Annotated in this window: 15 protein-coding genes; 1 reads left to right on the top strand and 14 read right to left on the bottom strand. The window is 66.2% G+C overall.

The genetic code is table 11. The features are described from left to right. Positions 1-118 precede the first annotated feature (118 nt). On the top strand, positions 119-1,330 hold the full coding sequence (locus ACY34H_RS01830; RefSeq protein ID WP_464975433.1) for an ISL3 family transposase: 1,212 nt from the start codon (positions 119-121) through the stop codon (positions 1,328-1,330). 7 nt (positions 1,331-1,337) lie between these two features. Here the strand turns inward: ACY34H_RS01830 and ACY34H_RS01825 are convergent, their stop codons facing one another. From ACY34H_RS01825 to ACY34H_RS01760, 14 genes are all read right to left on the bottom strand, one after another. Then, the gene (locus ACY34H_RS01825) at positions 1,338-1,937 is read right to left on the bottom strand and encodes a type II secretion system protein N (RefSeq protein WP_464975770.1); all 600 of its coding nucleotides are present in this window, start codon (positions 1,935-1,937) and stop codon (positions 1,338-1,340) included. Positions 1,938-1,968: 31 nt separating this feature from the next. Further along, positions 1,969-3,189 carry a type II secretion system inner membrane protein GspF gene (gspF, locus tag ACY34H_RS01820; RefSeq protein ID WP_464975769.1) on the bottom strand — a complete coding sequence of 407 codons (1,221 nt, stop codon included), beginning with the start codon at positions 3,187-3,189 and terminating at the stop codon, positions 1,969-1,971. 17 nt (positions 3,190-3,206) lie between these two features. Next, a complete protein-coding gene (gene gspE / locus ACY34H_RS01815; RefSeq protein ID WP_464975768.1) occupies positions 3,207-4,625 on the bottom strand; it encodes a type II secretion system ATPase GspE in 1,419 nt (472 codons plus the stop codon). A gap of 39 nt (positions 4,626-4,664) precedes the next feature. Next, the gene (gspD, locus tag ACY34H_RS01810; RefSeq protein WP_464975767.1) at positions 4,665-6,854 is read right to left on the bottom strand and encodes a type II secretion system secretin GspD; all 2,190 of its coding nucleotides are present in this window, start codon (positions 6,852-6,854) and stop codon (positions 4,665-4,667) included. Beyond that, complete coding sequence (gene gspN, locus ACY34H_RS01805; protein WP_464975766.1) at positions 6,854-7,627, bottom strand: type II secretion system protein N; 774 nt, start codon at positions 7,625-7,627, stop codon at positions 6,854-6,856. Before gspN ends, gspD begins: the two co-directional genes overlap by 1 nt. Next, positions 7,624-8,169, bottom strand: a complete 546-nt coding sequence (gene gspM, locus ACY34H_RS01800; protein ID WP_464975765.1) for a type II secretion system protein GspM — start codon at positions 8,167-8,169, stop codon at positions 7,624-7,626. Before gspM ends, gspN begins: the two co-directional genes overlap by 4 nt. Next, positions 8,166-9,407, bottom strand: coding sequence for a type II secretion system protein GspL (gene gspL, locus ACY34H_RS01795; protein WP_464975764.1), 1,242 nt, complete (start codon positions 9,405-9,407; stop codon positions 8,166-8,168). The genes gspM and gspL overlap by 4 nt, the downstream gene beginning before the upstream one ends. 15 nt (positions 9,408-9,422) lie before the next feature. Beyond that, the gene (gspK, locus tag ACY34H_RS01790; protein ID WP_464975763.1) at positions 9,423-10,367 is read right to left on the bottom strand and encodes a type II secretion system minor pseudopilin GspK; all 945 of its coding nucleotides are present in this window, start codon (positions 10,365-10,367) and stop codon (positions 9,423-9,425) included. After that, positions 10,364-11,032, bottom strand: a complete 669-nt coding sequence (locus ACY34H_RS01785) for a PulJ/GspJ family protein (protein WP_464975762.1) — start codon at positions 11,030-11,032, stop codon at positions 10,364-10,366. Before ACY34H_RS01785 ends, gspK begins: the two co-directional genes overlap by 4 nt. Continuing rightward, positions 11,029-11,406, bottom strand: coding sequence for a type II secretion system minor pseudopilin GspI (gspI, locus tag ACY34H_RS01780; protein ID WP_464975761.1), 378 nt, complete (start codon positions 11,404-11,406; stop codon positions 11,029-11,031). Before gspI ends, ACY34H_RS01785 begins: the two co-directional genes overlap by 4 nt. 1 nt (position 11,407) lies before the next feature. Then, positions 11,408-11,866 (bottom strand): type II secretion system minor pseudopilin GspH, encoded by a 459-nt coding sequence (gene gspH / locus ACY34H_RS01775; RefSeq protein WP_464975760.1) that lies wholly within the window; start codon positions 11,864-11,866, stop codon positions 11,408-11,410. 15 nt (positions 11,867-11,881) lie between these two features. Then, positions 11,882-12,325, bottom strand: coding sequence for a type II secretion system major pseudopilin GspG (gene gspG / locus ACY34H_RS01770; RefSeq protein WP_130186645.1), 444 nt, complete (start codon positions 12,323-12,325; stop codon positions 11,882-11,884). A 109-nt stretch (positions 12,326-12,434) separates the two neighbouring features. After that, positions 12,435-13,181, bottom strand: coding sequence for a HesA/MoeB/ThiF family protein (locus ACY34H_RS01765; protein ID WP_464975759.1), 747 nt, complete (start codon positions 13,179-13,181; stop codon positions 12,435-12,437). 3 nt (positions 13,182-13,184) lie between these two features. Beyond that, complete coding sequence (locus ACY34H_RS01760) at positions 13,185-14,672, bottom strand: S41 family peptidase (protein ID WP_464975758.1); 1,488 nt, start codon at positions 14,670-14,672, stop codon at positions 13,185-13,187. Positions 14,673-14,754 lie beyond the last annotated feature (82 nt).

The raw sequence follows: 14,754 nt of genomic DNA, 5'->3' as shown, positions 1-14,754 counted from the left end.
GGTTCTTCGCGGGGAATGGGGGAAGACGGGATTGACGATCTGAGCAGGAAGTGGTGGCGGGGGTCTGAAGTTGGTAGATTGATAGTCGCCAAACAAGTCAATCTTTCAAACCACCGCCATGCTCAATGCTATGTCGTCTCTCCCGTTTTGGGAAGGCCATATTCTCGACTCCGTCCAAGAACAGAAAGACGGTTCCCTGCTGATCGTTCTCGAACCCTGTCCGACAAGTGATGCTTTGTGTGGGTCGTGCCGCCAGCCTTGCGCCTTGGTGCATGAGCGCCGAAGACGCAAGGTGCGCGACCGCGATATTCTGGACAAACGCGTCTGGCTTGATGTGCCAGTGCGGCGACTGGACTGCCATCACTGTAATGCACGGGTTGCCGAGCACATTGTCTGGCTTGACCGGCGTTCACGCATTACGCATCGTGTGCGCCTGTGGGTCGAGGCGCTGGCGCAACTGCTTCCGATAGCACATGTGGCCCGGCTGACCGGCCTACACTGGCATACCGTCAAAGAGATCGATCATCGGCGCTTGAAGCACTTGCATGCTGACTTCTCAGCAGAGGGTGTACGGCGCCTGGTGATGGACGAATTCGCCCTGCACAAGGGACACCGCTATGCCACTGTCGCGCTCGATGCTGAACGGATGCGCGTATTGTGGGTTGGAGAAGGCAATAGCCGGGAAGCGATCCGGCCATTTTTCGAGATGCTGGGACCGGAAGGCTGCCAGCGGATTGAAGCCGTGGCGATGGACATGAACACGGCTATGGATCTCGAAGTGCGCCAGCAATGCCCCAATGCCGAGGTGGTCTACGACCTATTTCATGTCGTGGCCCGTTTTGGCCGCGAAGTCGTTGACCGGGTACGGGTCGATCAAGCCAATGCACTACGTGCAGAGCCAAAAGCCCGTCAGGTCATCAAGCGCAGCCGATGGCTTTTGCTGCGTAATCGCGACAATCTCAAAACCGACCAGGCGATCAAACTTGACGAACTGCTCGCCGCCAACCAGCCCTTGGCAACGGTCTACCTGCTCAAGACCGAACTGAAAGAGATCTGGTATGCGCCATCGGCCTGGGAAGGTGCTCGTCGATGGAAAACCTGGCTCAAGCTCGCCCTGGAAAGCCAGATCGCACCGCTGATCCAGTTCGCTAAACGCTTGGCCAAATACCGGCGCGGTATCTTGGCTTCGGCCATCTATCCGATGAACTCATCCATCCTGGAAGGCGTCAACAATCGCATCAAAGTGATCAAACGCATGGCTTACGGATTCCGGGACGCATCCTACTTCTTCTTGAAAATCAAGAATGCGTTCCCCGGCAAAGTGCGATGAACCTTTTTTATTGGGTGACGGGACGCTGGACCGGGGCCGTGTGTATCGGCGCGGGTTGGCCGGCGGGCCCGACGGGCGTGCCGGCCGGCGGCGTGACCAGCGGCGATACCGAAGGCTGTGGCGTGGGCATGGGGGCCGGCGGCGGCGGTGCGGCGCGGTTCACGGGCGGCAGCGGCGCGGCGGTGGTCGAGGAGACGCCGGCGTCCGGCAGCAGATCGAGGCGCTTCTGCACACCGCCGTCCAGCAAGGTCACGTGGCGCGGCTGGACGTCCTGCACGATGACGCCCGGCGCGACTTCCTTGCCGACCGGGTAGGCCTTCGGCGTATCGCCGCTGGTGGCGATGATGGCCACGCTGCCGCGGCCGTCGCGGGTGGCCACCACGCCACGCAACTCGTACGTGCTGGCGGTAGCGACCGTGGCCTGGCCGCCGAACAGCCCCAGCGCCGCATCGACCGGCGGCGGCGGTGTTTCCTGCACCGGTACCACGGCGATCTGCCGCTGCTGCGGCTTGAACAATTGCAGGCTCCAGTAGGCCGTGGACGCGGTCAGCGCCACCACGGCGGCCAGGGTTGCAATGGTGGGAAGGTGATGCGGCATACGGTTCATGCAAACTCCGGTAAGAATCTCGCGGCGGCCATCAGCGCACCAGCTGGTTGATCTCGATGATCGGCATCAGCACGGCCAGCACGATCAGCAGCACGACGACGCCCATGGCCAGGATCAGCGCCGGCTCCAGCAACCCGGCGATGGTCAGCGTGCGGCGCTCCAGGTCCGCTTCCTGCGCGGCGGCGGCGCGCTCGAGCATCGCCGGCAGCTCGCCGGTGATCTCGCCGGCACGGATCATGTGGATCAGCATCGGCGGAAAGTGCTTCTGCGCCGACAGCGCCCGCGCCAGGCTGACGCCCTCGCGCACCGCATCGCTGGCCTCCTCTACCAGCTGGCGCATGGCCACGTTCGACAGCGTATCCCGGCTGGTTTCCAGCGCACGCAGGATCGGCACGCCGGAACCGGTGGTGATCGCCAGCGTGCTGGCGAAGCGCGACGTATTCAGGCTGCGCTCGAACTTGCCGTACAGCGGCGCGGTCAGCAGCCAGGTATGCCAGCGCGTCTTCAGCGCAATGTTCTGCAGCGCGCGGCGCCATGCGACCCAGGCGCCGATCAGCAATACCAGCACGATCAGGCCGTAGTTGCGCACGAAGTCCGACACCGCCAGCATGATCACCGTGAGCAGCGGCAGCTTCTGCTTGGTATTCGAAAAGACCGACACGATCTGCGGCACCACGTACGTGAGCAGGAAGATCACGATGGCAAACGCCACCACCGTGACGATGGCCGGATAGGTGAACGCCAGCCGCACCTTCTGCACCAGCGCATTGCGGCGCTCGATGTAGTCGGCCAGCCGCGACAGCACGCGCGACAGCTGGCCGATCTGCTCGCCGGACGCCACCAGCGCGCGATAGATCTCGGCGAAGTCGCGCGGGTGGCGTTTCAGGACGTCGGACAGCGCGGCGCCGCCGATCACCTCGGAACGGATCGATGCGATCAGGTCGCGTACGTACGGGCGCTCGGCCTGTTCCAGCAGCGCGGTAAAGGCCTGCTCCAGCGGCAGGCCGGCTTCCAGCAGGCTGGCCAGCTGGCGCGTGAACAGCGCCAGCTCCGTCGTCGACAGTTTTTCGCCCAGGCCGCGCCGGGTTGTGGCGCCGCTCGCGTCCACCTGCGCCGTGATGGTATCGACCTTGATCGGTACGAGTCCCTTGGCGCGCAGGTCGGCGCGCGCGGCGCGCGCGCTGTCGGCGTTGACGACACCCTTTTTCGTGGCGCCGCCCGCGTCGACCGCTTCATAACGGAATGCCGCCATTCAGTTGATCCCCAATCTCAATCCTTGGCCACGCGCAGCAGCTCGGCCAGCGTGGTGGTGCCGTTGGCGAGCCAGCGCTCGCCGTCGTCGCGCATCGTGGTCATGCCATCGGCCAGCGCGGTATCCTTGATCGCCGCTTCGGAGGCACGGTCGTGGATCTGCGCGCGGATCCGGTCGGTCGTCTGCAGCAGCTCGTAGATGCCGACGCGGCCCTGGTAGCCCGTCTGCCCGCATGCTTCGCAGCCGACCGCGTGCCACTGGGAACCATCGAAAGTCTTGCATTCGCCGCACAGCTTGCGCACCAGCCGCTGCGCCAGCACGCCCAGCAGCGAGGACGACAGCAGGAATGGCTCGATGCCCATGTCCAGCAGGCGCGTCACGGCGGATGCCGAATCGTTGGTGTGCAGGGTGGCCAGCACCAGGTGGCCCGTCAGCGACGCCTGCACGGCGATCTGCGCCGTTTCCAGGTCGCGGATTTCGCCGATCATGATCACGTCCGGGTCCTGGCGCAGGATCGCCCGCAGCGCCTTCGCGAACGTCATGTCGATGCGCGAATTCACCTGCGTCTGGCCGACGCCGGCCAGGTCGTATTCGATCGGGTCCTCGACGGTGAGGATGTTCGTCGTCGTCGAGTTCAGCAGCGACAGCGCGGCATACAGCGTGGTGGTCTTGCCGGAGCCGGTCGGGCCGGTCACCAGCACGATGCCGTGCGGCTGGGCCAGCAGCCCGTTGAACTCGGCCAGCATCGGCTCGCTCATGCCCAGGTGCTGCAGGTCGAGGCGGCCGGCTTCCTTGTCCAGCAAACGCAGCACGGCCCGTTCGCCGTGGCCGGTCGGCAGCGTGGATACGCGTACGTCCACCGGCTTGCCGCCCACGCGCAGCGTGATGCGGCCATCCTGCGGCAGGCGCTTCTCGGCGATGTCCAGCTGCGCCATGATCTTGATGCGCGAGATCAGCGAGCCGTGGATCGCCTTTCTCGGCTTGACGATGTCGCGCAGCGCGCCGTCGATGCGGAAGCGCACCACGGAAATCTGCTCGAACGGCTCGACGTGGATATCGGATGCGCCATCGCGCAGCGCCTGGGTCAGCAGGGCATTGATCATGCGGATGACCGGCGCATCGTCCGATGATTCGAGCAGGTCCTCGATGGCCGGCACGTCCTGCAGCAGCCGGGTGAGGTCCAGGTCGGCATCGAATTCATCGGCCACCTGCGATACGTCGCCGCCGGCGCCGGCATAGGCCGCCGCGATCGCTTCCTCGAGCTGCGCGCGCGGCAGCGGTGTCAGCTGGATGCGGCCGAAGCGGCGCGACACCTCGGCGATCGCCGACGGTGCGGTGGCGTTCGACACCAGCACCTCGACCGTGCCATCGCGCTCGCCGCCTCTCGCCAGCACGAGGAAGTCGCGGGCGAATGCGTAAGGGAGAAGATTATCCATGATGCTGCCTGCTCATGTGCATGTTCATGTGAGCCAGCATCACTGCTGCGGCGTCGGCTGCTGCGTCGGCTGCTGCACCGACTCGGCCGCTCCCGGCGCGCCGGCCGGCACGGGCGCCGCCGGCACCGGCGCGGCCACTGTCGGCGAACCGACCGGCACGCCGTTGTTCAGCGCCGGCAATTGCGGCTGGCCCAGCTGGCGCATCAGGATCGTGTCGCTCGGCGTGAATTCGGCGCCGGAGGCGCGCATGTAGTCGTAGCGGTCCGCGGCCAGGCTCATGCTCTGCTCCTTGTTGCGGATCACCACCGGGCGCAGGAACACCATCAGGTTGGTCTTCTTGCGCGCCCGCGTGTTGTACCTGAACAGGTTGCCCAGCACGGGAATGTCGCCCAGGCCGGGCACCTTCTCCAGGCCGTCCGATGCGGTATCCTCGATCAGGCCGCCCAGCACGATGATCTGCCCGTCGTCGGCGATCACGTTGTTCTCGATGACGCGGGTATTCAGGATGATGCCGGAGGCGGCGGTCAGCGACGACTGGTCCACCGACGACGATTCGTTGTAGATCGCCAGCTTGATGGTGCCGCCTTCGGAAATCTGCGGCTTCACCTTCAGCGTCAGGCCCACGTCCTTGCGGTCGATGGTCTGGAACGGGTTGCTGTTGGTGCCGGAAGTGGTGGTGAACTGGCCGGTCAGGATCGGCACGTTCTGGCCGACGCGGATCGTGGCCACTTCGTTATCGAGCGTGATCATGTTCGGCGTCGACAGGATGTTGCCATTGCCTGTCGATTCCAGCGTGTGGGCCACCGCACCCAGGCCAAGCTTGCCGCCCGCCAGTTGCTTGAATATGCCGACGGTGAGGCCGTTGCTCGGTGCCGCATCGCCGTTGTAGACGTTGACCAGGTTGTTGCCGCCGCTGGAGAACGACTGCAGGCCGCCGATCCGGTAATCGCTGTTGCTGTTGCCGGATGCGCCAACCCACTGCACGCCGAATTCGGATGCCTTGTCGACCGAGACTTCGACGATCAGTGCCTCGATATAGACCTGGGAGCGGCGCACGTCGAGCTGGTCGATCACGGCCCGCAGGTTGCGATAGATCGCTTCCGGCGCCGTGATGATCAGCGTGTTGGTCGAGGCGTCGGCCTGGATGAAGCCGGCCGTACTGTTGCCCGCCGTGCCCTGCGTGCCCGTGCGGTTGCCGGACAATAGCGGATTGGTCGGGCCTGTATTCTGCGACGAGGTGCCGGTCTGGCCGATCGTGTTGTTGGCGCCCGTCTGCATCGTCGCCTGGTTGTTCAGCGCATTGCCCGACGTGCCGCCATTGGCCGGCGTTTCGCCCGACATCACGGCGCGCAGCGTTTCCGCCAGTTGCGTGGCGTCGGCGTTCTTCAGGTACACCACGTGCACGTTGCCCGACTTCGACGTCGGCAAGTCCAGCTTGGCGATCAGCGAGCGCGCCAGGTTGGCACGCGCCACCGACGGCGCGCGCAGCACCAGCGAGTTGGTGCGCGGGTCGGCCAGCACCGATACCTGCCCGCCGCCATCGCCGCCCTTGCCCGGCTCCATCAGCTTGTTGATCATGGAAGCGATATCGCTGGCGATCGCATAACGCACCGGGATCACATCCATATCCGCGCTGGCCGGGGTATCCATCGCCGCTATGATCTTCGACAGGCGCTTCAGGTTGTCGGCATAGTCGGTGATCACCAGCGTGTTGTTGCCGGGATTCGCGTTGATCGTGTTGTTGACGGAAATCAGCGGGCGCAGCACGCTGACGAGGTTCGACGCCGATTCATGATTGAGCTGGAATACCTGGGTGGCCACCTGGTCGCCCTTCGGCGCGGCCTGCCCTTTCACGATGGTGGGCGTGGCCTGCAGCTTGGCTTCCGCTTCCGGCACCACCTTGGCATAGCCGTCGCCGCTGACGATCGCATAGCCCTGCAGCCGCAGCGCGGAGGTCAGCAGGGCGAAAGCCTGCGACTTGCTGATGGATTTCTCCGATACCAGCGTGATCGTGCCTTTTACGCGAGGATCGATCAGGAACGTGATGTTGGTGTAGTGGCCCACCGCCTTGATGACGGATTCGATATCGGCACCGACGAAGTTCAGCGCGGCTTCATCCTGCGGTGCGGCCCAGGCCGGGCCCACGGAAGACGACAGCACGCAGCACAGCAGCGCACCGGCGGACAGGCGCCGCAGCGCGGGAAGTTGATATTTGCTTGCAGTTTTCATTATCTGAACTCGAGTGCGATGATGTTTTTACCGCCGATATTACGGCGCTGGCCCAGCAGGTTGAGCAGGTTGCCCAAGGTGTCTTCGTAGCCGGCGGCAGCTTCGGCCTGGCCGGAGAATTGCAGCCGGCCGTTGCGCAGCTGGCCGCTGCCGGACAGCAGCAACGGCCCTTTCGTGGAAGTGAGCGCCACGGCGGCCTGCTGGCCTTTCCAGTCCAGCGCCAGCTGGTAGCTGCCCAGCGGCCGGATCGGCGCCAGCCGCGACGATACGTCCTGCATCTGCAGCGTGGTCACGCCATTGACCAGGATGTTCCTGTTTTCCAGCGCCAGCGCCAGCGATGTCCACGCCAGCTGCAGCCGGCCGGACAGCGCCAGCGTGTTCAGCGGCGCGCCCAGGCCGGACAAGCCGTCCGCCGGCAGCAGCAATGCCGCCGGGCTCAGTTGCCAGGCGCGCCAGCTGCCCGTGAAGGTGACCGGCTGCGTCAGCGCTTGCGGATTCTCCAGCTCCATGCGCACGCTGCCCAGCAGCGACAGCGGCGACAGTTTCCACGCGAAGCGCCCCGGCAGCAGCGGCGTCACCGCGCTGTTGCCGCTGGCGGAACCGCCGACAAAGGCGGAGCCGCGCCACAGCGTGCCCTGCGCGTCGCCCAGCGTCAGCCGCCCGCCGGTCTGCTTTTCCACCAGCGCGGCGACCCATGTGGCGGGAAAGAACACGATCAAGGTCAGCATGGCCGTGGCCGCGATCGCCAGCAACCACAAGATGAAACGCTTCATCGGCTGCCCGCTTCCTGGCGCAATGTCAGCGTGGCGTCGACCAGGCCGGCACTATCCTCCTTGCCGCCCTGTGCGCTGATTTTCGCTTCCTGCACCGCCAGCCGCTCATCGCGCCGCGCGGCGTCCAGCCATGTGACGAGGCCGGCGAACTGCACGCCCTTGAAGTCCACTTTGACGTAGTCGCCGGTCACGGCCAGGTTTTGCGGGTTCAGGCCGCGGGCGGCCAGCGCCGCGTTCAGCGTCTCGCGCGACAGCGGCTGCACCTGCGTTGCCGGCTGCGCGCCCAGTTGCGCCGCCTGGGCCGCCAGCGCCTGCATTTCCGCCGTTTCCTGGCGCAGCAGCGGCAGGTCCTTGCGCAGCTGTTCGCGGCCCGTCAGCGCCGGGTCGATCAGCACCGCGTAGACCAGCGCCAGGCCGACGACGATGCCGCCTACGGCGAGGAACCGGCGCTCCTGTTCGGTGCGTGCGCTCCAGAATCCTTCAACCGATGCGCGCAGGCCGGCGAGGCGGTTGCCTGCCGTTCCCTTCAATGTTTCGCTCATGACTTGCCTCCCGTGCGCAATTCCCATGTTCCCGCGCCCGTTTCCGTCAGCGTCAACCCGCGCGGCGCCAGTTGCGCCTGCACCTTTGCCAGTGCCGCGCCATCGACGCTGTTCGGCTTCAGGCGCACGACCAGCGCGCGCTCGCGGTAGTCGAGCCCGGCCACGACATCGCGCCGTGGCAGCGCTCCCAGCGCCTCGCCGAACGCGGCGGCCAGCGCCGTGAAATCGTCCCCCGCCATCTCGCCGCCGCCCACCCTGGCGCGCGCAAGGTTGCTGCGCAGTTGCGCGGCCGGGTCGAGCACCACTTTTTCATTCGGGTAGGCGCCACGGAAAATCTGCACCATCGACAAGCGCAACGCTTCGGCCTCGCGCTTCATGCGCAGCCATTCCACGTTCAGGCCGACGATATTGACCAGCACCGCCAGCAGCGCCAGCCGCAGTGGCCAGCGCCATTGCTTCCAGGCGCGCGCGCGGGCGCCGCTGGCGGCGCCGAGGCCGGCCGCCAGGTCCAGCTGCACGGCCTTGCCGGCGGCGATCCGGTGCGCCCAGTGATCCTCTTCCAGTGCGATACCCGGCGCCGGCGCGGGTACCGCCGCCAGCAGCGATTCATAGTGCGCGCGCTGTGCGGCCGGTACGTACAGCGTGACGGGCGCCTCGCCGGCCAGCGCGCGCAGCACCTGCAGCGCGCCTTCCGGCTGTGCCGGCAATGCCAGGCCGATGCCTTCGTACTGGCCGGTGCGCAGGGTCAGTTCGATGCCGCCTTCGTCATTGGCCAGCAATGCCGACACGCCGCCGGGCGCCAGCGGCAGGCACAGTTGCGCCGGCAGTGCGGACACCGCGCGCGCGCCCTGCTGCACCAGGGCCTTGACCAGCACGTCCAGCCAGGCGCGCTGCACCACGGCCACCGTGCGCTCGCTGCTGCCCGGCTGCACGGGGCCGAGGGCGAACACGCAGTCGTCCGGGTCGCCCAGCAATTGCTCCTCGACGAGATTGGGGATGGCGGCCTTCAGGCGGCTGCCGGACAGCGGCGGCACTGCCACGCGCAGCAGTGTCACGTCGGCGGCCGCCAGCAGCAGCACGACCTTGCGGCTGGCCGCCACCAGGTCGCCCAGCTTGCCCAGCGCGCCGGCGCCCTGCTGCATCACGTTGCCGCCATCGCCCACCTGCGCGTAGGTGCACGCGGCGCCGATGTCGGCCGCGGCCGCGCGGGCCGGATAGTTTATGTAGAGAGTGGTCAAAACGGTTTGCTTTCCTTAGATTTCCCGGATCCACACGACCGAGGTCTGATAACCCCGCGACTGGTCCCCGCGGCGGATCAGGGACCATGATTCCAGTGCCGCACGGTCCAGGCGCACCTGGCTCAGCACGAGGAACCAGTCGCTGCGCGCGACCAGATCCGTCAGCACCTGCCGGCCCGGGTCCTGCTGCTTCACGCGTGCGATGAACTTATCCTTGTCCATCGGGTTGCGCTTGAGGCTTGCGACCAGCGACTGCGCCTCGGCAATGGACATGCCTTCGACAGCCGCGGCAAGCACCTCGGCCGACGCTGTATTCAGATTCACCCCGGTCGGCACCGGCAGCACGACCACATAATCGCGCAGCCGCTCGACCGCCGCCTGCGGGAAGCCCGCCGCCAGCAGGTCTTCCACGCGCTGGAACGCCATCGGCGCACTGCCCGCACCGGCCTGCTGTGCGGCGGCACGAGTGGCGTACTGGGCGGCCGCCTGCGCCAGGCCCGCGTCGAGCTGGAGCAGCGACAGCAGTTGCCCGAATGCCCTGACTTCCGTGGCGGACGTGGCGCCGGCCTGGCCCAGGTTCGTCAGATTGTAACGCGACTGTGCATCGAAAATCTGACCCTGCAAGGTCGCATCGTAGTCCTCCCCTTCGACCCGCTCGCGCTCCACGTACTGGTCCAGCCGCGTCTCGGCCAGCGGCGTGGCCCACACGCCATCGGCGCGCGTGATGCTTCCCTGGCTGTCGATACCATCCTGCCGCAGGATCAGCCGTGCCCAGTCCAGCGCGCCGCGCAGGATCCAGCGCGTCTGCAGGTGCAGGCGCTGGTTCTCCACCGAGCGCACCTGCACCTGCTGCTGCCAGAACAGGCTGGCGACGATCGTCACCGCCAGCGTTGTCAGCAGCAGCGCGGTGACGACGGCGACGCCGCGCTGGCGCCGTCCGGTTGGCGGCCGGCGCATCATGTCGCCCCCAGCAGCAAGACCTTCACCATCGGGTTCGGTTCGTTGATCAGTTGCAGCGACATCTCCAGGCCGGTCGGCTGAGTCACCCCGACGGTGCCGGTGCCTGTGCCGCTACCAGTGCCGGTGCCGGTGCCGGTGCTGGTCGTCGTGCCCGCATTATTTTGCGGCAGTGTCCAGGCACCGTTGGTCCACAGCCGCACGCCCATGCCCGCCACCCCGGCATGCAGGCCCACGCCGGGCACCGGATCGGCATCGGAGACGGCGACCTGCCACAACGCGTCGAGCTGCACGAGATCGCGCGTGGCGGGCGATTCGCGCCGCGTCAGCACGCCGTTGCGCAGGCGGTAGCTGACCACCACCAGCTGCGTGGGCCCATGGTCCGGCGCATGCGTGCGCACGAAGATCAGGCGCAGGTTGTCAGCCACCAGGTTCTGCCGCGGCCCGATCACATCGTTCCTGGCCAGCTGTTCCAGGTCGTTCTGCAACTGCGCAAAGGCGAGCTGGATGCCGCGCGTGTGTTCCATCTGCTGCGTCAACACCGCGCGCGACCGCAGGATGCTGTCCAGCCCGCGCCAGCCCAGCACGGCCACGATCGCCAGCACGGTGATCGCCACCAGCAGTTCGATCAGCGTGAAGCCGCCGGCACCGCGCGCGCGCCGCATCATTTCAGCACCAGCTGCACCAGCTTGATGATGCGGCGCTGCGGATTGGCGGTGTCGTAGACGGAAACTTCGACGCGCCGCAGCAGCGGGTTCGGCGAGATGATCACCTCTTCTTCGCACTGCAGCTGCAGGTCGCCCTGAGGGCAGGCGAACGAGGTCTTGCCGACCGATGGGAATACTCCCGCCAGGCGAATCTGCACGAGCCGGTTCTCGGCCGACCAGGTGGCCATCATGGTCGTGCGCAAGCCTTCGCTGTTGCGGGTCAGGCTGCCGATCGCCTGCAACGCCGCAACCAGGGCGGTGCCGACGATGAACAGCGCCACCAGCACTTCGAGCAGCGTGAAACCCGCCTGCGCCCTCTCCACCGTTCGCTTCATGTCACTCCACCGTGAAATGGCCGATGCCGTCGGCGCGCACCGCGGTGCGCACATCGCCGTAGGCCAGCGTCAGCACGAACGGCTTGTCGACCGGCTCGCGGCCGAACACGATGCGCATCGGCGCGCCGGGGAGATTGGTCGGGGGATCGAGCAGCAGGGTCATCGGGGTGCGCTTGAAGGCGCGTTCGCGCAGCATGTCGTCTTGCGGCAGCGTCTTCCATTCGCGGCCTTCGCGCACCAGGAAGCGGTAACCCTGCGCGCCGGCCTCGAAGGCGATCGGCCGGTTGCGCACGATGGCTTCGTCGCGCGCCAGCTGCAGCAGCAAGGCCACGCGCTGCGCTTCCTGCTGCATGGCCTGGCGACCGCTCGGCGCCATGTTCGCCATCACCAGCCCTAGCGTGAGGCCGATGATGACCAGCACCACCAGCAGCTCGATCAGGGTGAAGCCGCGCTGGCGCATGCTGCGATCCGCTGCTTAGTTTTCCCAGGAGCCGATGTCGGCATCCTCGCCGGTACCGCCCGGCTGGCCGTCGGCGCCGGTCGAGAACACGTCCACCTCGCCCTTGATGCCCGGCGACAGGTACTGGTACTGGAAGCCCCACGGATCCTTCGGCATCTTTTCCAGGTAGCCGCCTTCCTTCCAGCCGTTGGCGGCCGGGCCCGACGTGGGTTTCACCAGCAGTGCCTGCAGGCCCTGCTCGGTGGTCGGATAGCGGGTATTGTCGAGCTTGTACAGCTTCAGCGATTGCATGATGGTGGCGATGTCGACCTTCGCCGCGGCCACCTTCGATTCGCCGGTGCGCGACAGCAGTTTCGGCACCACGAGCGCGGCCAGCACGCCCATGATGACGACGACGACCATGATTTCAATGAGGGTGAAACCACGCGCGCGGCGCGTGAGATGGAGACCTTTTTTCATGAAGCTTCAGGACACGGTGAAAAAGCGAAAGTGCTGAAGTATAAGCCCGAATTGCTACACGACGGTGAAAAAGGAGGTAAAGAGAAGTTACCGGAAGCCCGCCCGCGGCCTACATGGCGCACACCGGGCAGCCGGCGGCGCGGCCTACACCGATACTGGTCCACTCCATGCGCAGGCCGTCGAGCATCAGCAGCCGTCCGGCCAGCGAATTGCCGATGCCCATCACGATTTTCAGCGCCTCGGCCGCCTGCATGGCGCCGACCACGCCCACCAGCGGCGCGAACACGCCCATCGTCGAACAGGCCACGTCTTCGAAGGCCTGGTCCTGCGGGAACAGGCACGAGTAGCATGGCGCATCCGCACTGCGTGGATCGAACACGCTGACCTGGCCGTCGAAACGGATCACGGCACCGGATACCAGCGGCACGCGTGCCGCCACGCAGGCGCGGTTGACGGCATGGCGCGTCTTGAAGTTGTCGGTGCAGTCGAGGACGACGTCGCTGGCCGCGGCCAGTTCGGCGAGACGCGCATCGTCGACGCGCTCGATCAGCGCGGTCACCTGCACGTCGGGATTGATCGCCGCGACCGCCTCCTTTGCCGAGAGGGCCTTGGATTGTCCGACGCGGGCGGTGGTGTGGGCGATCTGGCGCTGCAGGTTGGTCAGGTCGACTTCGTCGTCATCGACGATGGTCAGGTGGCCGATGCCGGCCGATGCGAGGTACAGCGCGGCGGGCGAACCGAGGCCGCCGGCGCCGATGACGAGCACGCGCGCCGCGAGCAGCTTCTGCTGGCCTTCGATGCCGATCTCGTCGAGGAGGATGTGCCGCGAATAACGCAGCAGCTGTTCGTCATTCATGGATTACTTCACCTGCGATGGCGGCGCCTTCTTGTCTTCCGGCTTGACCACGTCCGTCTTTGTTTCCGGCTTGACGAGGATCTCCTCGGCCCCCTTTTCCGCCGGCGTGTCGGCCTTGGCCAGTTTCACCGGCAAGCCCTTGAAGTGATTCAGGGCCTGGGCCAGCTGGAAGTCGTCCTTGCTGCCGAATTCGACCGGCTTCTGCTTTTTCGCCAGCGCCAGGATGCGCTGCTCTTCTTCCAGCTCGTCGTGGCGCACGGGGCGGGTTTCATTGTCGTCGCCGGACAGGTGCTTCTGCAGGTCCGCCTCGCGCAGCCGCAGGCTGTTCAGGCCATCGCCTTCGGCCGTTTCATCGACATGCACGTCCGGTTCGATGCCCTTGGCCTGGATCGCCCGGCCTTTCGGCGTGTAGTAGCGCGCGGTCGTCAGCTTGACGGCGGTATCGGCGGTCAGCTGGCGCAGGGTCTGCACCGAGCCCTTGCCGAAGGTGGTGCTGCCCATCACGATGGCACGCTTGTAGTCCTGCAGCGCGCCGGCCACGATCTCGGAAGCGGAAGCGGAACCGGCATTGACGAGCACCACCAGCGGCACGGTCTTCACGGCCGCCGGCAGCTTCGCCAGCGGATCGCCCGGATGCCGGCCGGCGTAGTACTCGGGGCGCGCGTAGAACGTCTGTTTCGAATCGGCCAGCTGGCCGTTGGTGGACACGACCACCGAATCCTTCGGCAGGAAGGCCGCCGACACGCCGATCGCGCCCGGCACCACGCCCCCCGGGTCATTGCGCAGGTCCAGCACGATGCCCTTGATATCGGGGTTCTTCTCGTACAGCGCAGCGAGCTTCTTGACCATCTCCTCGACGGTGGGCTCCTGGAACTGCGAGATGCGCAGCCACGCGTAGCCGGGCTCCACGAGCTTTGCCTTCACGCTCTGCACGCGGATTTCCTCGCGCATGACCGGCACGATCATCGGCTTGTCCTCGCCCTTGCGGGAAATCGTCAGCACGACCTTGGTGCGCGGCTCGCCGCGCATCTTCTTGATCGACTCGTCCAGCGACATGCCTTTCAGCGGGACGTTGTCGATGCGGGTGATCAGGTCGCCGGAGCGGATACCGGCCTTGAACGCCGGCGTATCCTCGATCGGCGACACCACCTTCACATAGCCATCCTCGGTGGAGACTTCGATGCCGATGCCGACGAACTTGCCCTGCACCGATTCGCGCATTTCGCGAAACGCCTTCTCGTCCAGGTACACCGAGTGCGGGTCGAGAGACGATACCATGCCGGCGATCGCCTCCTGCAACAGCTTCTTGTCATCCACGTTCTCGACGTAGTCGCTCTTGATCAGGCCGAATACGTCCGACAACTGGCGCAGTTCTTCCAGCGGCAGCGGGGCGTCGATCCGCTGCGCCAGCGCGGAAAAATTCATGGTGGCAGCCATGCCGGCCACCATGCCCAGGCCGATCAGGCCGATACTCTTGAGTTTGTTACCCATTGATGTTCCACTGAGGTACGACAGAGTTGCGGAGAGGCGCTGGTGCCGAGCACCTTCCCGGGCGTTTTCCCCGAAAGATGCC

The organism is Pseudoduganella sp. jia 9, from assembly GCF_055502615.1.
The sequence above is the reverse complement of the archived record's forward strand: the minus strand, read 5'-3'. Positions and strand labels throughout refer to the sequence as shown.